This window comes from Intestinibaculum porci (genome assembly GCF_003925875.1).
Taxonomy (GTDB): domain Bacteria; phylum Bacillota_I; class Bacilli_A; order Erysipelotrichales; family Coprobacillaceae; genus Intestinibaculum; species Intestinibaculum porci.
The window spans coordinates 584,866-606,646 of the sequence record NZ_AP019309.1 but is presented as its reverse complement, the minus strand read 5'-3'; the positions used below and the strand labels follow the sequence as shown (position 1 = coordinate 606,646).

General features: G+C 41.5%; 20 protein-coding genes, 1 pseudogene and 1 other annotated feature. Of the genes and pseudogenes, 2 read left to right on the top strand and 19 right to left on the bottom strand.

All coding sequences use genetic code 11. The annotated features are described in order from the left end of the window. Nucleotides 1-297: 297 nt before the first annotated feature. Nucleotides 298-1,098, bottom strand: a complete 801-nt coding sequence (locus SG0102_RS02945) for a DUF7916 family protein (protein ID WP_456298644.1) — start codon at nt 1,096-1,098, stop codon at nt 298-300. A gap of 335 nt (nt 1,099-1,433) precedes the next feature. On the opposite strand from SG0102_RS02945, the gene SG0102_RS02940 reads away from it, so the two are divergent. Together SG0102_RS02940 and SG0102_RS02935 are read left to right on the top strand one after the other, a co-directional pair. Then, nucleotides 1,434-2,633 carry a class I SAM-dependent rRNA methyltransferase gene (locus tag SG0102_RS02940; RefSeq protein WP_125118567.1) on the top strand — a complete coding sequence of 400 codons (1,200 nt, stop codon included), beginning with the start codon at nt 1,434-1,436 and terminating at the stop codon, nt 2,631-2,633. Nucleotides 2,634-2,642: 9 nt separating this feature from the next. Further along, nucleotides 2,643-3,563, top strand: coding sequence for a carbohydrate kinase family protein (locus SG0102_RS02935; RefSeq protein ID WP_125118566.1), 921 nt, complete (start codon nt 2,643-2,645; stop codon nt 3,561-3,563). 11 nt (nt 3,564-3,574) lie between these two features. Here the strand turns inward: SG0102_RS02935 and SG0102_RS02930 are convergent, their stop codons facing one another. The 18 genes and pseudogenes from SG0102_RS02930 to rapZ all read right to left on the bottom strand — a co-directional run bounded on the left by SG0102_RS02930 (nt 3,575) and on the right by rapZ (nt 21,723). Next, a complete protein-coding gene (locus tag SG0102_RS02930) occupies nt 3,575-4,267 on the bottom strand; it encodes a deoxynucleoside kinase (RefSeq protein WP_125120762.1) in 693 nt (230 codons plus the stop codon). 71 nt (nt 4,268-4,338) lie between these two features. Next, nucleotides 4,339-4,809, bottom strand: coding sequence for a YbaK/EbsC family protein (locus tag SG0102_RS02925; RefSeq protein WP_125118565.1), 471 nt, complete (start codon nt 4,807-4,809; stop codon nt 4,339-4,341). A gap of 43 nt (nt 4,810-4,852) precedes the next feature. Beyond that, nucleotides 4,853-6,541 carry a biosynthetic-type acetolactate synthase large subunit gene (ilvB, locus tag SG0102_RS02920; protein WP_125118564.1) on the bottom strand — a complete coding sequence of 563 codons (1,689 nt, stop codon included), beginning with the start codon at nt 6,539-6,541 and terminating at the stop codon, nt 4,853-4,855. A 21-nt stretch (nt 6,542-6,562) separates the two neighbouring features. Beyond that, complete coding sequence (ilvD, locus tag SG0102_RS02915; protein ID WP_125118563.1) at nt 6,563-8,239, bottom strand: dihydroxy-acid dehydratase; 1,677 nt, start codon at nt 8,237-8,239, stop codon at nt 6,563-6,565. A 15-nt stretch (nt 8,240-8,254) separates the two neighbouring features. Next, nucleotides 8,255-9,337 carry a 3-isopropylmalate dehydrogenase gene (gene leuB / locus SG0102_RS02910; RefSeq protein WP_125118562.1) on the bottom strand — a complete coding sequence of 361 codons (1,083 nt, stop codon included), beginning with the start codon at nt 9,335-9,337 and terminating at the stop codon, nt 8,255-8,257. A gap of 2 nt (nt 9,338-9,339) precedes the next feature. Further along, complete coding sequence (gene leuD / locus SG0102_RS02905; RefSeq protein ID WP_125118561.1) at nt 9,340-9,837, bottom strand: 3-isopropylmalate dehydratase small subunit; 498 nt, start codon at nt 9,835-9,837, stop codon at nt 9,340-9,342. Beyond that, nucleotides 9,837-11,114 (bottom strand): 3-isopropylmalate dehydratase large subunit, encoded by a 1,278-nt coding sequence (gene leuC / locus SG0102_RS02900; protein ID WP_125118560.1) that lies wholly within the window; start codon nt 11,112-11,114, stop codon nt 9,837-9,839. The genes leuD and leuC overlap by 1 nt, the downstream gene beginning before the upstream one ends. Nucleotides 11,115-11,237: 123 nt before the next feature. Further along, nucleotides 11,238-12,251 carry a ketol-acid reductoisomerase gene (ilvC, locus tag SG0102_RS02895; protein WP_125118559.1) on the bottom strand — a complete coding sequence of 338 codons (1,014 nt, stop codon included), beginning with the start codon at nt 12,249-12,251 and terminating at the stop codon, nt 11,238-11,240. A 7-nt stretch (nt 12,252-12,258) separates the two neighbouring features. Continuing rightward, entirely contained in the window at nt 12,259-12,783 is a 525-nt protein-coding gene (ilvN, locus tag SG0102_RS02890) for an acetolactate synthase small subunit (protein ID WP_125118558.1), read from the bottom strand. A 9-nt stretch (nt 12,784-12,792) separates the two neighbouring features. Continuing rightward, the gene (leuA, locus tag SG0102_RS02885) at nt 12,793-14,481 is read right to left on the bottom strand and encodes a 2-isopropylmalate synthase (RefSeq protein ID WP_125118557.1); all 1,689 of its coding nucleotides are present in this window, start codon (nt 14,479-14,481) and stop codon (nt 12,793-12,795) included. Between the two features lie 62 nt (nt 14,482-14,543). After that, nucleotides 14,544-14,797: a binding site (T-box leader), on the bottom strand. A gap of 435 nt (nt 14,798-15,232) precedes the next feature. Continuing rightward, a pseudogene (locus SG0102_RS02880) lies at nt 15,233-15,499 on the bottom strand (Abi family protein); the annotation flags it as partial. Between the two features lie 233 nt (nt 15,500-15,732). After that, a complete protein-coding gene (locus tag SG0102_RS02875; protein WP_179951183.1) occupies nt 15,733-16,767 on the bottom strand; it encodes a D-alanine--D-alanine ligase family protein in 1,035 nt (344 codons plus the stop codon). Beyond that, nucleotides 16,764-18,116, bottom strand: coding sequence for a UDP-N-acetylmuramoyl-tripeptide--D-alanyl-D-alanine ligase (locus SG0102_RS02870; RefSeq protein WP_125118554.1), 1,353 nt, complete (start codon nt 18,114-18,116; stop codon nt 16,764-16,766). The genes SG0102_RS02875 and SG0102_RS02870 overlap by 4 nt, the downstream gene beginning before the upstream one ends. 2 nt (nt 18,117-18,118) lie before the next feature. Continuing rightward, the gene (locus SG0102_RS02865; protein WP_162300175.1) at nt 18,119-19,432 is read right to left on the bottom strand and encodes a DUF5050 domain-containing protein; all 1,314 of its coding nucleotides are present in this window, start codon (nt 19,430-19,432) and stop codon (nt 18,119-18,121) included. A gap of 5 nt (nt 19,433-19,437) precedes the next feature. After that, a complete protein-coding gene (locus tag SG0102_RS02860) occupies nt 19,438-19,695 on the bottom strand; it encodes a hypothetical protein (RefSeq protein WP_125118552.1) in 258 nt (85 codons plus the stop codon). Between the two features lie 11 nt (nt 19,696-19,706). Next, on the bottom strand, nt 19,707-19,919 hold the full coding sequence (locus tag SG0102_RS02855; RefSeq protein ID WP_125118551.1) for a helix-turn-helix domain-containing protein: 213 nt from the start codon (nt 19,917-19,919) through the stop codon (nt 19,707-19,709). Further along, the gene (whiA, locus tag SG0102_RS02850; RefSeq protein WP_125118550.1) at nt 19,916-20,860 is read right to left on the bottom strand and encodes a DNA-binding protein WhiA; all 945 of its coding nucleotides are present in this window, start codon (nt 20,858-20,860) and stop codon (nt 19,916-19,918) included. The genes SG0102_RS02855 and whiA overlap by 4 nt, the downstream gene beginning before the upstream one ends. 11 nt (nt 20,861-20,871) lie before the next feature. Next, complete coding sequence (rapZ, locus tag SG0102_RS02845) at nt 20,872-21,723, bottom strand: RNase adapter RapZ (RefSeq protein WP_125118549.1); 852 nt, start codon at nt 21,721-21,723, stop codon at nt 20,872-20,874. Nucleotides 21,724-21,781: the final 58 nt, after the last annotated feature.

Sequence of the window (21,781 nt, the reverse complement as noted above, 5' to 3'; positions counted from 1 at the left end):
TGCCCTCACAGATTGTCTTTATAAAAATAAACATGGGATAAAGACAATCACTGATAAACTTTCACCACAATGAAAAATCATCTGTAAACATTCCATCATCAGGGTGTCGTTAGTCACGGCATATCAAATCATGCGAATGACTTTTCACACTTCTTCACCTAAGAACCTTGCCATAATCTTCTAAAGAGAACGGCATAAAATGTGAAGAATGCCCTAACACCACATCTATAATATCATAAATATCACTTAATGAGACGTATTTCTTTATAATATCTTGCGCTCTTTTAACATCGTTTTTCAAATTAACCGCCCTATTATACAATGAAAATCATCAATAGATAAGGAAAGAAAAAACTGCCTCAAACGACGCAGTATTTTGAAAATGATTAACGAAGAGCTGAAGCGGCCATCGTATGATAGGTCCAGCGCTTTATCGCGGATGGCAATACTTAATGTCATGATATTTTCTGGTAAAGCAATACCCTGCCAGCCGGCATCACCAATATGCTTGATGTCGGCACCACATCTTTTATTGATCAGACCAATTTCACGAATAGTCTGACTATCGGCGCCTTCCTGCGAAGTGCCGATTGTCGTCATCGCTAAAGCCCCTTTCCGGTGGATCAGATCACAGGCCTCGCGGACTTCTCTTTCAGATAAACCAGGGACCGTGTTTACCGCCGGCATCAAAATAATATCCGCGCCAGCATCGATAAAATCACTGATCGCTGAAAGTGACACTAAGGGTTCATCAACCCCCGCACTATGCATTTTACCGGCGATAATCAGCCCGCCAAATAACTGTTTGGCTTCTTTAATCGCTTTTAAAATAGCTTTATTGGTAACACCGCTGCGAGGATTCCCAGTTAAGGCAATAAAAGATAAGCCTAAGGCTTCAGCCTTGGCGAAGGTTGCGGGGATCGCGCGACGGCCTTTGGGAATATCCAGACGCGTTTCCATCATCATCGCCTCTTCATCAATCGGTTCTAAGTTACAGCCGACTGGTCGACCAATCATTTTCTTTAATGTGGCAACGGGATTTCCTTCATCTTTGATGCCGGCAATATGGGGATGCAGGACATCAAAAAGATTAAGCAGACAAAGATCACTGCCAAAAGCAGCGGAAAGCTCCGGGTTGGAAATATCATCTCATAATGGCGTAACGGCAATGACATTTTCACTCATGATGACACGCCCTTCACAGGCTTTGATTGAAGCTTTTCATTCTTCTCCGTTCATCGCAAGTTTTTCACTCGCGCTGCAATTTAGTAAACGTTTCATAATAGGCCTCCAATTTTCAAATATTGTATCCTATATGATCTCTATAAGCATGACTTTTTTGTTCAAAGTATAGTTTTATAAATATGGGAAATTTCATTGATTCTATCTTCTTTTTCCCCTATAATGCCTTTATTAATGAATGGAGGAAGAAAATGAACCAACACCATCAAGTGATCATTAGCAGCGACGGTGAACCTTACATCCGCAGCGGCCAGGCAATGATGTTCGCCAATAATGTCGTCAGTGTTGATCAAAATACCAGGACCGGTGATCTCGTTGATATTGTCACGACGAATCATCAGTATTTAGCGACGGGTTTCTATCATGCTACGTCGCATGTCGCGGTGCGTATTTTAACGCATGACCAAAAGGAAGCGATCGATGCTGATTTTTTCAAAAAACGCATTCAGTTCGCTTATGATTTTAGACGTACGGTTGAATCACGTAACTTAAGCAATTGTCGTTTAATCTTTGGTGAAGCCGATGGCCTGCCAGGTTTAACGATTGATCGTTATAATGATGTCTTAGTTTCCCAGATCACCTCTTATGGCATGGAAATGCATAAAGATTTAATCTATGACAGTTTATTAGAGATGATGAAAAAAGACCGCCAGGAGATTACGGCGATCTATGAACGTAATGATGTCAAAGCTCGCGAAAAAGAAGGTTTGCCTTTATATAAAGGCTTCTATCGCGGCAGCCATGATACGATTATTACAATTAAAGAAAATGGTATTCTCTTAAATGTAGATATTGAAAATGGGCAGAAAACCGGCTATTTCTTAGACCAGAAAAGTAACCGTGTATTACTTAGAGAAATGGCCCATGGCAAAACCGTCTTAGACTGTTTTACCCATACCGGCGGTTTCGCCCTCAATGCGGCGAAAGGCAATGCGAAACATGTCACGGCTGTGGATGTTTCGCAGACTGCGCTAGATGAAGCCTTAGAAAATGCGAAGCTCAATCATTTAGAAGACAAGATTGATTTTGTCCAGGCTGATGTCTTTGATTACTTAGATACACTTACATTGCATCAGTTTGATATAATCGTCTTAGATCCGCCAGCTTTCACTAAATCCCGGGCAACGTTTTATAAAGCTTATAATGGCTATAAACGTATTAATACGGTAGCGATGAAGGTCTTACGCGGCGGCGGTTACTTGATTTCCTGCTCATGTTCGCATTTTATGGATCGTGACAGCTATGAAAAGATGTTAAGAGAAGCGGCTCAGGAAGCGGACGTAACGCTCAAGCAGGTCTCCGTGACCCAGCAGAATCATGATCATCCGATTTTATGGAGTCATAATCAGGATACATCTTATCTTAAGTTTTATATTTTCCAAGTCATTTAGGAGGTTCTCATGGGAATAGTAGTCATTGGCGCTGTTTTTGTGGATATTAAAGGTTACCCAACAGCGCAGTATATACCAGCCGGTCGTAATGCCGGACGCGTCACTCAGGTACATGGCGGCGTGTCACGTAATGTCGTCGAAGACATTGCGAATGTCGAATTACGACCAACATTCATTAGTATTGTCGATCAGACAGGTATTTCAGATGATGTCATTCATAAATTAGATCGTCATAAAGTCAATACCCAGTATATTCGTCGCACCGAAGATGGACTAGGCACCTGGTTAGCGATCTTTGATAATGAAGGCGACGTTGTCGCTTCCATTTCTAAGCGTCCTGTCTTAGATGTCATTGGGGATATCTTAGATGAACAAGGTGATGAAATCTTTAGTGACTGTGACAGTATTGTGGTCGAAATTGACATGGATCCAAAGATCCTAAACAAAGTCTTTTACTTTGCGGAAAAGTATCATAAGAATGTTTATGCCATCGTTTCTAATATGAGTATTGCCGTAGAACGTCGTGATCTGATCAAGAAAACTGCTTGCTTTGTCTGCAACCAGCAGGAAGCAGGGATCTTCTTCTCCGAAGACTACGAAGGGAAAACACCCGCTGAAATGGATGATATCTTACAAAAGAAAGTGGCTTTAGCACAAATCAATCAGATGATTATTACGATGGGTGGCGAAGGTGCTGTCTATGCCAACAATAAAGGGGAATCAGGAATCATCCCGGCCACGAAAGTCAATGTCATTGATACCACCGGCTGCGGCGATTCCTTCTTCGCCGGCGTGGTCATTGGTTTAACTTATGGCAAAACAATTGCCCAGGCTTGTGAAATCGGGACCCGTTTAGCAGCTTCCGTCATTGCGACGAAGGAAAATGTCTGTCCGAGATTTCTGCCTGAAGAATTCGAATTAGACGTGTAAAAAGACATGGGCTACAAGCTCATGTCTCTAATTTTCTCCATTAAATGGTCATATTCTTCTTTAGATAACTTGCCTAAAGCCAGAAGCTGATCATCAATCTGCTTTAAGACATCTTTACGATCTTCTAAGTTATTCACAAAATCATAGCGATTACCATCAATAACCATCTTTGGTGAAGCATCATATTCCTGATACCAAGGTTTATAGTGGTCTAATAAATTCTTATAATAGTCCATTAAAGAGGCATCATTTTCCACCTGTTCATAATCGCGGCCGCGCATCTTAATATGATCTAACATCGTTGATAAATTAACGTCGATATGAACGAGTAAATCTGGGGCTTTCTTATAAGCACAATAAGGCAGCTCTTCCATCATATTCGCTAATAATTCGTCATAGACGCCGACTTCTTTATCACCGCATCGTCCCATTTCCGCGTTCATATGGAAGAATAATGAATCTTCATAAATGGAACGGTCTAAGACGTTGTTGTCATGCACCATCGCTTCTTTAATCGTTTTGAAACGTTTATTTAAAAAGTAAATCTGTAATAAGAAGGCATAACGATCAGGATCCGCATAAAAGAGCGGTAAGATCGGATTGTCTTCAACGGGTTCATAAAAAGGCTGTGTACCTAAATGATCAGATAAAATTTGTGTTAAATTGGACTTTCCAGCGCCAATAGCTCCTGACATGATAATCATCACTGAGATTCCCCCTTTAGTAACTTCACTAGTTTAGGGGTTTTTGAAGAAAAATGCAAGTGAATTAATCATTAAGAAATAGCTTTCGTGACATCAATCCACTTGGTGTTATGACCATAAGCAGCGAGTTCATCAAGGGTTAATTCAATAGCGGAATGACTATTGCCGGCCGCCGGAAAAACGGTTGAAAAACGTTTTAAGGAATCATCCAGATAAACATGAATATCATCGCTTAAGGCAAACGGACAAACACCGCCAACCTGATGACCAGTCTTTTCTTCAACCTGATCGTAAGGAACCATCTTACACTTTTTATGGAACACTTCTTTATATTTGTGGTTATCAATCTTGACATCACCAGCCATGACAATCAGATTGACCTGATCATCGACTAAAAAGGACATGGTTTTCGCAATCCGCGCCTTTCTCGTATGCAGCGCTGAAGCGGCTTCTTCAACAGTCGCACTCGAATCTTCTAAAACGATAATGCGATCTTCCATATGATACTGTTTAAAATAGTTTTGAACTTTCTGTAATGACATTTTTTCCTCCTATTGAAAAGAATCCCTAAAAAGGGATTCTTTCTTATTCATTATTTTTGACATCATCGGCATCAAAAGCGCTGGCAATTGGCGCACCTGGTGCAACCATTGGATAAACCTTATCATCATCATCGATGATTGCATCGATGACAAATGGCCGATCGCTCTCTAAAGCGCGCGCAATCGCTTCTTTGGCTTCTTCTTTGGTCGTGACCCGCACTGCTTCACAGCCTAAGCCTTCAGCGACTTTAACGAAGTCTACCTTATCATGTAAAACGGTATTGGAATAACGTTTGCCATAGAATAAGGTCTGCCACTGACGGACCATCCCTAATACATGGTTGTTAAAAACGATCTGAATGATTGGCACACCATAACGAGAAGCAGTGGCTAATTCATTCATGTTCATTCTAAAACAGCCATCACCGGCGATATTAATGACCGGTTTATCAGGCACGCCATATTTTGCACCGATGCAGGCGCCTAAGCCATAACCCATCGTGCCCAAACCGCCAGATGTTAATAACTGTCTTGGGTGACGGAAATGATAGTACTGCGCCGCCCACATCTGATGCTGACCAACATCTGTCGAAATGATCGCTTCAGAATCTGTCTGTAAATCTAACTGTTCAATAATATAAGGACCCGTTAAACGATCCGTATCATATTTCAAAGGATAACGTTCCTTTAATTCGCGAATCTGTTTCATCCAGGCTGGATGGTTCTGCTGTTTTAAGAAAAGATTGAGGGCTTCAAGGATCGCTTTAGCATCACCAATTAAGCCTAAATCCACGCGGATATTCTTATTGATTTCTGCTTCATCGATATCGATGTGAATCTTTTTCGCATTGCTGGCAAACTTCTTTGCATTGCCGGTGACACGGTCACTAAAACGCGCCCCAATCGTGATTAATAAATCACAGCGAGAAACGCCTAAGTTACTTGTCTTCGTCCCATGCATACCAAGCATTCCCGTATAACGTGGATTGAGGTTGTCAAAAGCCCCTTTCCCCATCAAGGAATCACAAACTGGAGCATCGATTCTTTCAACGAAGGTCTTTAACGCTTCACTAGCGCCAGAGGCAATTGCTCCGCCGCCGACGAAGATAAAAGGCCGTTCGCTTTTTTCAATCATCGCAATCGCTTTTTCAATATCTGCTTTTTTATAAGAGCCGACTTTCTGTTCATCGACTTCTTTTTCGATCTTTTCTGGCGTATATTCGCCTTCTTCTACCGTCGCATTTTTGGTGATATCGACTAAGACTGGACCTGGTCGACCGCTCGACGCAATCTTAAAAGCACGGCGAATAGTTGGTGCTAAATCATCGGCCTTTTTGACGATGAAGTTATGCTTAGTAACGGGAATCGTCACGCCTTTGATATCAATTTCCTGGAAAGAATCTTTCCCTAAAGCGCCCGCTGCGACGTTCGCCGTGATCGCGACTAAAGGAATCGAATCCATATAAGCAGTCGCAATCCCAGTGACTAAGTTAGTTGCCCCTGGTCCTGATGTAGCCATACAGACACCGACTTTACCAGTTGCTCTGGCATAGCCATCGGCTGCATGTGCCGCCCCCTGTTCGTGTGAAGTTAAGACATGATTGATTTTGTCCTGATATTTATACAAACTATCATAGACTTCGAGGATCGTCCCTCCAGGGTACCCGAACACCGTATCAACACCTTGTTCGAGCAAGCATTCAACAACAATATCTGATCCTTTTAACTTCATGTTTGCCCTCCTTTTTTTCTTTTATTTTTCTTTATTGACTTTTAATATAGCCCCAGTATTGGCACTGGTAACCATTGATGCATATTTCTTTAAGTACCCCGTGTTGATGCGTGGTTCTCTTGGCTGCCATTTTGCTTTACGGGCAGCTAATGTTTCGTCATCAACTTCTAAGGTAATTTCATTATTTGGAATATCAATTGAGATCATATCGCCTTCTTCAACTAAAGCGATAGGACCGCCAACAGCTGCTTCTGGCGAAACGTGACCAATGGAAGCGCCACGTGTTGCTCCTGAGAAACGACCATCAGTAATTAATGCGACATCTTTATCTAAGCCCATTCCGGCAATTTCACTTGTTGGTGACAACATTTCACGCATCCCAGGACCGCCTTTTGGACCTTCGTACCGAATGATAACCACATCACCTTTCACGATCTTGCCTGCACGAATGGCCGCAATAGCATCTTCTTCACAGTCGAAGACACGGGCTGGGCCACGGTGTTTCATCATTTCTGGCGCCACCGCTGACTGTTTTACGACACAGCTATCCGGCGCTAAGTTTCCTCTTAAGACTGCGATACCGCCAGTTTTTGAATAAGGATGATCGATTGGACGAATGATTTCTGGATTTAAGTTCTTGCATCCTTCAATGTTTTCCTTAATCGTCTTGGTTGTACAGGTAATACCTGAGGTATCTAAGACACCGATGGAATCCAGTTCATTCATGACCGCATAAACGCCGCCGGCTAAGTCTAAGTCCTGAATAAATGTTGAACCAGCTGGTGCTAAATGACATAAGTTTGGTGTTTTCTTAGAAATTTCATTAGCGATATCTAAGTTTAATTCAACGCCTGCTTCATGAGCAATCGCTGGTAAGTGTAACATTGAGTTAGTTGAACAGCCCAAAGCCATATCAACGGCCATCGCATTGCGGAAAGCAGCTTCAGTCATGATATCTCTTGGACGGATATCCTTTTCGATCAATTTCATGATCTGCATCCCCGCTTTTTTCGCTAAGCGGATACGTGCTGAGTAAACAGCTGGGATTGTCCCATTACCTTTTAAACCCATCCCTAATGCTTCAGTTAAGCAGTTCATAGAGTTAGCGGTATACATACCAGAACATGAGCCGCAAGTTGGACAAGAAACTTTTTCCGCGTATTCCAATTCTTCTGCAGAAATCTTTCCGGCATTATACTGACCAACCTGTTCGAATAACGTTGATAAGCATGAGCGTTTGCCATTGATTTCAGCCCCCGCTAACATTGGTCCGCCAGAGACAAAGATCGTCGGAATATTCAAACGAGCAGCGGCCATTAATAAGCCTGGCACGTTCTTATCACAGTTTGGAATCATGACCAAACCATCGAACTGATGCGCGGTCGCTAAACATTCAGTAGAATCAGCGATCAGCTCACGGGTTACTAAGGAATATTTCATGCCGGTATGGTTCATAGCGATCCCATCGCAGACAGCGATGGCTGGGACTTCAACAGGCACCCCACCAGCTAAATAAACACCTTTTTTCACGGCTTCAGAAATTTTATCCAGGTTCATATGACCAGGAACGATTTCGTTATAGGAAGAGACCACGCCGATCAATGGTCTTTCCAGTTCTTCTTCGGTAAAACCGAGTGCATTGAATAATGATCTGTGCGGTGCTCTTTCAACACCCTTTTTTACGTTATCACTTCTCATAAATTAAATGACCTCCTATAATCTATTCACAATTAAGTCGCCCATTTCACTTGTTGATACCTTATGATTACCCTCTTTATAAATATCAAAAGTGCGATAGCCTTCAGCGATCACCTGCTTAATGGCAGCTTCGATCGCATCCGCTTCTTCATCCATATTGAAAGAGTATCTTAACATCATCGCCGCTGATAAAATCTGGGCAATTGGATTAGCAATATTCTTTCCGGCAATATCTGGTGCACTGCCGCCTGATGGTTCGTACATACCAAAACTATCGGCGCGTAAGCTGGCACTCGCTAACATCCCGATCGATCCGGTCACCATTGACGCTTCATCACTTAAGATGTCGCCAAACATGTTTTCCGTCAGGACAACATCAAACTGTGCAGGATCTTTTACGAGCTGCATCGCCGCATTATCAACTAACATGTTTTCAACTTCTACTTCTGGATAATCCTGTGCAACTTCTGATACTACTTTACGCCATAAGCGTGAAGAATCCAAAACATTTGCTTTATCAACTGAAGTGACTTTTTTACGACGTTTCATCGCAATTTCAAAACCGCGTTTCGCAATGCGACGAATTTCACTTTCACTATAAACAAGGTTATCATGAGCGACTAATTCGCCATTGATTTCCTTGGTTGTATGTTCACCAAAATAAAGCCCACCCGTTAATTCACGGACAATGACCATATCAAAGCCTTTGGCACTCGTTGATTCTTTTAATGGACATGCCTCAGCTAATTCTGGATAGAGATAAGCTGGACGTAAGTTCGCAAATAAGCCTAAGGCTTTACGAATTTTTAATAAGCCCGCTTCTGGTCGATGATCAGGCGGCAGCTTATACCAGGGACTGGTTGTCGTATTACCACCGATCGATCCTAATAAAACCGCATCACCGCTTTGGGCAGTCGCAATCGCTTCATCCGTGAGTGGGACGCCATAAGCATCAATCGAGCAACCGCCCATTAAGATATCGGTATAATGAAATGTATGATGATATTTTTTGGCTACGGCATCTAAGACCTTGATCGCTTCATTAACGACTTCAGGACCGATCCCATCGCCTTTAATAACCGTAATATTCTTTTCCATGCTTAACCTTCTTTTTTCTCATTGACATAGTTGACCAGGCCGCCAGCCGCAATAATCTTCTGCATAAATTCAGGGAAAGGCTGCGCTTTAAAGGTCTGATTGGTAGTGACATCCGTAATCACACCCGTGTCATAATCAACTTTCACTTCATCGCCATCATTAATTGCGGCGGCCGCTTCTGGACATTCCAGAATCGCAAAACCGATATTAATAGAGTTACGATAGAAGATACGAGCAAAAGAGTCCGCAATAACGCAGGCTACCCCTGCTGTTTTTAAAGCTAAGGGCGCATGTTCACGGGAACTGCCGCAGCCAAAGTTACGGCGTGCCACAATAATGTCCCCGTCTTTCACGCGTGAGGTGAAAGTAGGATCAATGTCCACCATTGCATGTGATGCCAATTCTTTGGCATCGAAAGAGTTTAAATATCTTGCCGGAATGATAACGTCGGTATCGACGTTATCGCCGTATTTGAATACTGTACCATGTGCACCGTTCATTAATGTTCTCCTCCTACTTTTTCAGGATTGGCAATATAACCTGCAATCGCACTCGCTGCAGCGGTTTCTGGGGATGCTAAATAGATGAGAGATTCAGTGTCACCCATACGACCGACGAAGTTACGGTTAGTGGTAGAAACACATTTTTCTCCTTTCGCTAAGACACCCATATGTCCGCCCATACATGGACCACAGGAAGCGGTATTGAAAGCACAGCCCGCTTCAATGAAGATATCTACTAAGCCTTCATGCACCGCCTGTAAGAAAATCTTCTGGGTTGCTGGTACGACCATAACACGCACATTTGGTGCGACTTTATGGCCTTTTAAAACAGCCGCTGCTTTTTCTAAGTCTGATAAACGACCATTCGTACATGAACCGATGACCACCTGATCGATATAAATCTTATCCATCTGTTCGACTTCATCAATCGTTTTCGCATTACCAGGTAAGTGTGGGAAAGCGACTGTTGGACGTAATGCACTTAAGTTCACGTTAACCACTCTGATATACTTTGCATCATCATCAGCGGTATATTCTTCCCAGCTTTCTACACCGGCATTTTTCATATATTTACGCGCCTGATCATCAACTGGGAAAATACCATTTTTCGCACCGGCTTCAATAGCCATATTACAGATCGTAAAACGATCATCCATGGACAATTCGCCACAGCCATCACCAGTGAATTCTAAGGATTTATAAAGGGCGCCATCAACGCCGATTTCACCGATAATATGTAAAATAACATCTTTACCAGTTACATAGCGTGGCAGTTTCCCGGTTAAACGCACCTGAATGGCTTCCGGAATCTTGAACCAAGCCTGGCCGCTGACCATCCCCGCGGCGATATCGGTTGTCCCAACCCCCGTTGAGAAAGCACCTAACGCACCATATGTACAGGTATGTGAATCCGCGCCGATGACACACATGCCGCTGTAAACAAGACCGCGTTCAGGTAAAATCGCATGTTCAACCCCGCATTTGCCTTGTACCATAATATTGGTAAGCCCCTGCTCGTTTGAATAATCTAAAATGGCTTTCGCATTTTCAGCGGATTTTATATCTTTATTAGGCGTGAAATGATCTGGCACAAAAACAACTTTGTCTTTGTCGAATACATTTGTCCCCATCTTTTTAATAATTGGTAAGGCCATTGGACCCGTTACATCGTTGGCCATCACCAAGTCAAGTTTCGCTTCAATAAGCTGACCAGGCACAACGTGATCTAATCCGGCATGCGCTGCCAGAATTTTTTGTGTCATTGTCATTGCCATAAATTGTGTCCCCCTTTACATATGACTACAAACATTTATATGTTGTCATAAAGGAGTAAGGAATCCTTACTCCCTGATGACAACACACAAAATTGTGTGTTGTTTGTATATGAAATGACGTGATTAGTTATTTAATAACTTGTCATCTTCAGCCCAGCTGTATAATGAACGGATTTCAGCACCGACTTTTTCAGATGGATGTTCTGCAGCTAACTGACGTAATGCTCTGAAGTGAGCCTGTCCACCAGCTGACATTTCAAGTAAGAAGTCTTTAGCGAAAGTACCATCCTGGATGTCTTTTAAGATACCACGCATAGCGTTCTTAACATCTTCAGTGATTAATTTAGGTCCTGAGATATAATCACCATATTCAGCAGTGTTAGAGATAGAAGTTCTCATACCTGCGAAACCTGACTGATAGATTAAGTCAACGATTAATTTCATTTCATGGATACATTCGAAGTAAGCGTTCTTTGGATCATAACCTGCTTCACATAATACTTCGAAACCAGTCTGCATTAAGGCTACAACGCCACCGCAGAGGACTGCCTGTTCACCGAATAAGTCAGTTTCAGTTTCAGTTCTGAAAGTTGTATCAAGTAAGCCGGCTCTTGCTCCACCTAAGGCAGCACCATAAGCTAAAGCATTGTCATGAGCTTTGCCTGAGTAATCCTGTTCTACAGCGACTAACATTGGAGTACCTTGACCATCTACATAAGTAGAACGTACAGTATGACCTGGAGCTTTTGGCGCGATCATAGAAACATCAACGAATTTTGGTGGTACGATCTGACCGAAATGGATGTTGAAACCATGAGCGAACATTAATGTATCGTTTTCTTCAAGGTTAGGAGCGATATCTTTCTTATATACAGCTGCCTGTAATTCATCTGGGATTAAGATCATGATGACATTAGCCCATTTAGCAGCTTCAGCTGTAGGTAATACTTTTAAGCCCTGAGCTTCAGCTTTTTTAGCTGATTTAGAACCTTCGTATAAACCAACAACAACATCAACGCCTGAATCTTTTAAGTTTAAGGCATGTGCATGTCCCTGTGATCCATAACCGATTACAGCAACTCTCTTATCCTTTAATAAATTTAAATCACAATCTGAGTCATAATAGATTTTAGCCATTTTTAATTTACCCCCTATATTTTTTAGCTTTAATCTTTTCTATATCAAAATCATCTGCGCCTCGTGAGATGCCAGCAATGCCAGTACGGACGATCTCAGTGACTTTGAAGCTGTCTAACATGGCCAAGAGGCCATCGATCTTCGATTGTGTACCAGTCGCTTCAATAACTAAGGAATCTGGTGCCACATCGACGATATTACATCTGAAGATATCGACAATAGATACAATATCCTGTCTTTCCGCGGAATTCGCATTGACTTTAATCATTACTAATTCACGATATACGGATTTGGCATCGTCTAAGACGATGACGGAGAAAACATCTTCAAGCTTTCTCACCTGTTTTTCAATCTGTTCAAGGGTGTCAGGCTCACCCCGGGCCGCAACGGTCATACGCGAAATGGTAGGATCATTGGTTTCCCCAACGGTCAGGGAATCAATGTTGTAACCACGACGCGAGAACAATCCTGCGACACGATTCAAGACGCCTGGGGTGTTATCCACCAGGATCGAAAGGATCATTCTTTCCATAGGCTCCTCCTATTTACTATCATCTAATCGTTTATAGATACGGTTCATAGCAGAGATCATTGCTTTGATTGTCGCAGTGGTGATATTGGCATGAACCCCAACACCCCATTCGGTAATTGATGTCCCCTTCGCTCTTAAGCAGACATATGCGGCTGCTTTAGAAGAAGAACCAGAAGTCAAAGCATGTTCACTATAGTCTAATAAGTGCATGTAAGGATAACCATTGCGGTTGAAAGCATCCTTAGCGGCATCGATTGGACCATTGCCATAACCTTCAATAATTCTAATATTGCCATGATCATTTAATTTAATGATGGCTTCACGTTCAAAGTCATTTGAAGAATCTTCAGAAATATCAATCAGTTTCTGAGAGACAAACTTGAGTGGCTGTTCATTTTCGATGTAATCCTTATTAAAGGTATCGAAGATTCGTTCTGGTGAAACTTCCCCTTCTGCTTCAGAAATCTTCTGCACATCACTGGCAAAGTCTGCCTGCATTGCTTTTGGAAGATGATAGCCGAAGATTGTATCCATGACGTAAGCCACGCCGCCTTTACCAGACTGGGAGTTAATACGAACGATCGGTTCATACTGACGATTGACATCAGCCGGATCAATTGGTAAGTATGGTACTTCCCAGTATTTTGATCCTCTTTCACGATATTTGTGAATACCTTTATTGATGGCATCCTGATGAGATCCAGAGAAAGCGGTGAAGACTAACTGCCCAGCGTATGGCTGTCTTGGTCCCACTTCCATCTTTGTACATTTTTCATAAACATGTTTCACATCATTAATATGTGAGAAGTCAAGCTTTGGATCAACGCCCTGAACAAACATGTTCATCGCTACGGTAACGATATCCACGTTACCAGTTCTTTCACCATTACCAAATAATGTGCCTTCTACACGATCCGCGCCAGCTAATAATGCCAATTCCGTTGCGGCTACGCCAGTACCACGGTCATTATGTGGATGAATCGAAAGAATCATGCGGTTACGATCTTTGAAGTGACGACCGACATATTCAATCTGATCGGCATACACATTTGGCGTATCCATTTCAACCGTAGCGGGCAGGTTGATGATCACTTTATTATCAGGAGTGGCGCCCCAGACATCCATCACGGCATCACAGACTTCCACAGCGTAGTCCATTTCGGTGCCGGTAAATGATTCTGGCGAATATTCCAGGATCACTTTGCCATCAAATTCACCACATAAATCTTTAACGAGCTGACAGCCATCGGTCGCAATCTTTTTAATTTCCTCTTTAGACTTATTGAAGACGACATCTCGCTGTAAAATTGATGTTGAATTATAAATATGGACAATCGCTTTATCCAATCCTTTTAAGGCCTCGAAGGTTCTCCGAATCAGGTGTTCACGACACTGCGTTAATACCTGAACTGTGACATCATCAGGAATCAGATGTTCCTCAATTAATAATCGTAAGAAATCATATTCAATCTGACTGGCACTTGGGAAACCAACTTCAATTTCTTTGAAGCCTAAGTCTACCAAGGTCTGAAACATCTCTACCTTTTCTTCGATCTTCATTGGTGTGACAAGAGCCTGGTTCCCATCACGTAAATCGACTGAGCACCAGATTGGCGCTTTCTCGATATGTTTGTCTGGCCAGGTACGGTCTGGCAGGCTGATGGTTTCAAATCTCTTGTACTTCTGATAATTCATCATTTCTCTTTGTTCTCCTTTCCAACCTTATAAAAAAACTCTCGTCTCTACTACATATACTATAGCAAGAGGACGAGAGAGATATGCTTCGTGGTTCCACCTCAGTTTATTGACACCTCACGATGCCAACCTTATCGAGTACGCTTTCGAAAAAGTTATACTCTAGCGTGATAACGGTCGCAAGTTCCGTAGCTACCTACTGCAATTTCAGTGCTCCACTCCAGGATGAGTTCAAAACGTCGTCAGCATGTTCTTCGCACCATCCAGAACTTCTCTTTACCTGTCCTTCGCTTTTACTACTTCCCTTCAATGTATTTGTTTCATCGGTTGTTGACATTACTATATACTTTTACTTTAAAGCTGTCAATAAATCCAAGTCATTTTTTATACTTTTCTAAACATTGTATACTTTCTGTCGTATTATCCGATCTGACTAACGCTTTCTTTTTAGGCTCTTACCATATACCTTTATTATAGAACTTAATGTCATCTATTTCATCATCTAACACACCTTTAAAAAAATAAAATAGCGGTGGACAATCCATCACTAGCACCAAATACACAAAAAAGACTGCACATCAGCACAGCCTCCAAAAAAATGAGAGCCATGTTCTACCATGTTCTACCAAAGGGAACGATTTCCAAAAAGACCCATACAGGATAATTTGGAGAATACTTACGTACCAAATCACCACAATAATAAGATGTACGATTACGTTCTAACTCTCCTTTACATCGATCATACTGTTTTAAGTTATTTTTTTTGAAGATCATCCAAGAAATCTACTACAATTTTATAGCCATCTTCGTGATGTACTTCAATGACTTTGAGGATCTTCATCTTAGCGTAGTATTCAACATCTAAAGATAACTGGAATAAGACACTTCTTAAGAAACGATCAATTTCTGTTAAATCTTCCAAGTCACCAAATTCTAAATGAATGTACTGACCGACATGATCCCCATATTCATATTTCTGATAATTTTTACGATAAGCGATGAGTTTAAAGAAATAACTCTCATTTTGGAGATAGGAAAAGGCATCCTTTTCACTGACTCAGTCAAAAGTAATGCCTTTGCTTTTTAAGTGTTCAATCTGCTTTTCAATCGTTAATAAGTGTTTCTTTTGATCAATCATAAACGCTCCTTTCACAAACACATTAATGAGATCAAAAAAGGTAAAGAAAAAGACCACGAAAATCGTAGTCCTTAAGGGTAAAGAAAAGTGGCGATTGATTCACCACTAGTGCCGTTTTATCTTTCAAAAGCTAGCGCTACTAAACGATCAATTAATTCAGGTGTATCAATACCTAAGTCCTTCATTAACTGAGGATACATAGAGATATTAGTGAAACCTGGTAAAGTATTAATTTCATTCAGGTAAACTTCATTAGTATCCTGATCTAAGAAGAAGTCACAACGGGCTAAGCCATGTCCATCTAAAGCTTTGAATGCTTTGACCGCATTTTCACGGATATAATCCTGAACGCTTTGAGCAACGCGGGCAGGAATGCAGGTCGCACTCTGCTCATCTTCATATTTTGATTCGAAGGTATAGAATTCACCATGTGGTAAAATCTGACCAACGCGTGAGGCGATGACATCATCATTGCCTAAAACCGCACATTCTAATTCAGTTGCGTTAATGGCTTTTTCACAAAGAATCTTAGAATCATACTGACCAGCTTCTTGTAAGCGAGGCATTAACTCAGATACTTCGGAAACTTTATAACAGCCGACACTTGAACCAGAACGAGAAGCTTTGATGAAACATGGTAAACCAATTGTTTTTAAGATGACATCTTTCACGTTTTCATCTTCTGTTGTATCATCATTCACAACGACAAACTTACCATCAAATTGCTTTTTCACATAAACACTTGGGGTTTGTTTAATGCCCGCCGCATTGAATAACTTCTTTGCCATGACTTTATCCATGGCAGCCGCACTATCAAATACACGACAGCCGACATAAGGCACATTCGCCATTTCTAATAAGCCCTGAATCGTCCCGTCTTCCCCGTACATACCATGTAAAACTGGGAATACACAATCAAATGATTTTAAGAAAGCAAATGTTTCGGTAACGACCTGCGCATGATCTAACCAGTTTTCTGATGAATAATCAGTAACGTTCTGATCTAAGATATACCAGTCTCCTTCTTTTGTAATTCCTAAGACGGTCACATCGTAATGTTCAGGATTCACCTGTTTACGGATATTTGTACAAGACATACGAGAAATACTATGTTCAGTAGACATCCCGCCGCATATTAATAGTAACTTCATGATTTATAAATCTCCTTTAACTCTTCGACAACTTCCTTCAGATGCATGCCATTAGACGCTTTCACTAAGATCACATCACCTGGCTGAATAGTATCTTTCAGGGCGTTTTCAAGTTCTTCATTATTTTCAAAGTGGTGTCCTTCTCGGCCTGTTTTGACCACTTCATCGATAATATACTCCGAAGCTTTTCCTACCGCAAGAGTTAAATCAATATTCTTTTCACATAATGCTTTACCAACTTCCCGGTGCAGCGCTTCTTCATAACTGCCCAGTTCCAGCATATCGCCTAAAACGGCGATCTTCCGTCCTTCGTACTGTGATAAGACAGCGATCGAAGCTTTCATGGAATCTAAGTTGGCATTATAAGTGCCATCAAATAGAATAATGCCATCACGTAATAAAAGACGATCGGCACGATTCTTCGTTAATTCAAAGTTTTCTACGCCGGCAATGCACTGCTTTATTGGAATATCAATGGATAAACCAACTGCCATTGCGACTAAAGCATTATACACGAAGTGCTTTCCCGCCACCGGTACATGAACATCATAAGTCTCTCCATCAACGGTGACCGTAAAATCAGAACCGTCTTCTTTTAAGATGACATTCTCAGCCTGTAAATCAGCTGGATCATCAATCCCGATAGTCTTTAATCTGAAATTTCCTTCTTTAACTGTCGCTAACATATCATTATCATGATTGATTACTAAGATGCCATTGTCTTTTAAACCATGAGTAATTTCCATTTTGGCTTTGAGGATGTTTTCGCGTGATCCTACTTCGCCAATATGTGCAGTTCCGACATTAGTAATCGCAGCGACATCAGGTTTAGCGATATTGGTTAAATAATCAATTTCACCCAAATGGTTCATCCCCATTTCGATCACCATCGCTTCTTCATCCTGATAACGTAAAATCGTTAATGGCAAACCAATGTTATTGTTATAGTTACCTAAGGTTTTTAAGGCTTTGTATTTCTGACTCACGACCGAATAGATCATATCTTTGGTACTCGTTTTACCAACTGAGCCAGTAATACCGACAACAATCGCCTGACTCTTTTTGCGCACATAACGAGCCATATCGCCTAAAGCTTTTAAAGTATCCTCAACTAAGATGACATCTTTATCGGGCGCTTCAATCACTTTGGACGTGATAATCGCCTGTGCGCCATGATCAAACGCTGACTGAATAAAATCATGTCCATCATGGTTAGCCCCGATTAAAGGAATATACATACTGCCTTTCACACAGGCTCTGGAGTCCTGGGTGAAATGGGTAATTTCATCATTGACTGATCCCGAAAGCAGCTTCCCGGAAGTTGCCTCCATAATTTCTTTTACTAACATATTTACTCCTGACTAAAGATTGCGGCTGCCTTCTTATTAGAAGTGTTGATCCCAATCCATTTTTTATTTGATTTCACGACAAGGTTGTCGTTAATAAGCTGAATATCTGTACTTGTTAAGGTCAAGCCATCATAAATTGTTTTTACCTGTTTGGTTTTTAAATCCACGCGGTAAATAGATCCGCCTGAATACTGCGAAACATTATAGAAATAAATGGCTTGATCATTCATGACATAAGTGCCTACATTGATCACCTGATTCATCACATTCTGGGTCGTTGAAGAAACGATCGTTTCTGGTGTCTTGGTTGACACATTCACCCGCATTAAAGAGGCATTGTTAATGTAATAAACATAACCCTTATAATACTGCACAAAACTATTGCTGGTCTTTAAAATCAGTTCATTCTTTTGGCTATCAAGATGATAGACATAAATCCCATCTTTCGCATTATAATAAAGATCGTTGCCATTAAAAGACATGTTATAGACATGTAAATCTACCAGACGCGTTGATTTCTTGGTTTTAATGTTATAGTCATAAAGACTTTCATTATCCCCATCTAACTGATAATAGAGATGATCACCATGCAAGGTGAGATAGTAAACTGCCTTTTTAATAATGGTGATCTTAGCACCGCCATCACTCGTTGTCATACACAAGTAATGGTTGGCATCAGTAAAGTAAAGACTCTTTTTATAAACATTAATATACTGTACTGCTTCTTTGACTAAGACGGTCGCATTTTTAAAGTTCATATCGGTCTTAACCAGATAACCATTATCATTGGTTAAAAACACATTCTTACCATCACTCGCTAGCGTTCCATTATTCGCTAAGTTGGAATAGTTTTCCATCGCCGTCGTCTTGGCCGCTTTAAACGTTGCCCCATTGGCCATTTCGCCATTAACCGCCGGACGATTGGTGACCTTTAATGCTTGCGAGTGGCGCAAGTAATAATAACTGCCGCCCGTCACGACAAGCAGTGCAAGAACCCCGGAAAGAACGCTTTTCCAGTGCACTTTCTTATCAACTTTTTCAAAAGCGACCTGATCACGATCTAAGCTTGAGAAGACATCCGTATTTTGTTTGGGGATATCACTCTCAATGGGCACATAATGATCATATTTGGCCGTGCGCTCGACGCGATCGCTCATATCTCTTTCAAAAGGGCGGCCGCAATGGGCACAAAAGAGTGCATCCATATCGTTTTCGGCGCGACAGGATGGACAGATCTTTTTCCCTAATGGGGTGCCGCAGTACTGACAGTATAATGCATCATCACTAATTTCTTTATGACATTTTGGACAAATCAAACCAATCACTCCTTCTTATGATCTTCATCATCAATGACTTTATACTCCACATCGATGACATCGGGATTATCATCCCTATCATAATTCCCCTGATCCTTAAAATCATGATCATTCACTTTCTTATGTGAATCGATCGCTCTTTTCACCGCGTAAGCGATTAATAACACCAATACGACTGGCCAGAAAAACAAAATGGTTTTAAAGATAAAGGCCAGAATGGCAATGACTAAAATGATCAATGCCACAACTACTAATAATTCCATCAAAACTGCTCCTATCTTTCAAAGTGGAAGAGATCTTCAATTCTGACATCTAATCCCTTTGCAAATTTTTCAATGGCTTTCAGGGAGACATTCCGGGTTCCCCGTTCCACATCAGAAACATAATTTTTCGATAACTGGCAGCGCCAGGCTAATTCTTCCTGCGAGATCTCCTGCATCATCCGCAGCTCACGAATGCGCAGGCCAAAGCGTTTTTCGATATTCATGATTCTTCCATCTGCCTTAAGCGCTGCGCTTCCTCTTTGATCTTTTTAAAGCGATGATGGAGTCCGGATTTAGAAATGGTTTTCCCGGTTTTGACGAGATAGACCTCGGCGAGTTCACTTAAGGAAAGCTCGGGATTTTCTAACCGGATTTCTGCCACCTGGGCGGTCTTTTCATCTAGGACTTCTAAACCTGCTTTATCGATGACATAAGCGATATCCTCAATTTGTTTTTCAGCCGCGCTCATCGCTTTCATTTCATTGGCAATATCACAGTTATTCCAGCGATTCACGGTATTGGCCATCGAGCGATCAATTCTTGTCATTTCAAAGTCCATTACCGAAGCACTCGCCCCAATAGCTCGTAAGAAATCGCCAATCTTTTCCGCCGACTTCAAATAAATCACATATTTATTACGGCGCTGAATCACTTTCGCATTGAGATGAAAGCCATTCATCAAACTGGCAATATAATTGGCGTGGTCTTCATCGATGACACTCATCTCTAAATGATAATTCGAAGTATCCGGATTATTCACCGAACCGCTCGCGAGAAAGATGCCGGCTAAATAAGCACGCCTGGTTTCATCATCATAGATGATGCGGCTGCTGGGAATAACATGAAAGCCAAAGCCATCCATCAGCTCTAAGTCATCTAAGATCTCTTTCGCTTTTGAGACTTTGAGAATATAGATATTGTTTTTATTGAGCTTCATCTTTTTCGAAACGCGAAACTCTAACTGCGGCTGATAGATTTCCTTTAACATTTTATGCATCTTGCTGGCAATCTTCGCATTTTCTGAGCGAATCGTTAAGGACATGCCGCCGCCTAAATGCAGCGTCCCGCTGACTTTGATGAGCGCACAAAGCAGCGCTTTGGAGCTGGCGACATCAAAGTCATTGAAAACAATTTCTTCTTTAACTTTTCGGGCAAAAGAAAGCATAGTGAACCCCCTTAATGGTCAGCATCACGATGCCACTTGTACACCTGATAATACTGACTGAAGTAAGATGCAAAGTAATTCGTTAAAGTGACTGAGCGGTGCTGCCCGCCAGTACAGCCGATGCCGACAATGACCTGCATCTTACCTTCATTTTCATATTCTTTAAGTAAATATTCAAAATATTTGGTCGTCTTCTCCACAAAGATCTTGGTCGCAGGTTTATCCATCACATAGTTATAAACTTCTGGATCGTTCCCGGTTAATGGCCGCAGCTCTTCAACGTAAAACGGATTAGGAAGGAAACGCACATCCAAAATCAGATCCGCATCTTTAGGGACGCCATATTTGTATCCAAAAGAGACAAAGCTGACGCGGAAAACTTCTTTATCGCCTTTATTAAAAGCGGATTCCAAAACATCCTGCAAGCCTTTAGCTTTTAATAATGTCGTATCGATAATCCGATGCGCCTGCGATTTGACACTGTCAAAATCCCGGCGCTCTAACTGGATCGATTCGGTCAAAGTTGACGCCTGATGAGCGATCATCATCGGATGGGAACGTCTGGTCTGTTTATAACGTTTTAAAATCTTTTCATTATCACAGTCAAGGAAAACGACTGTCAGTTTCGCACAGTCTAAGTTTGAGAGAATGCGAATAGCTTCCATGGCGTCATTGAGACGCACGGCCATGGCAATTTTCGTATAGTCAAATGATGCTTCTCTTAACATATCTGAGAATGCATCCAGGATTGCGACAGGATAATTATCAATACAGTAATAGCCCATATTTTCAAAGACAGCCATCGCTGTGGTCTTACCAGCTCCTGACATACCGGTTACTAGAATCACTTCATAATTGATCATAAAAACGTGCCTCCTCCCACTATACGTGTATTATAGCATAAACTCTCTTAAAGTCATC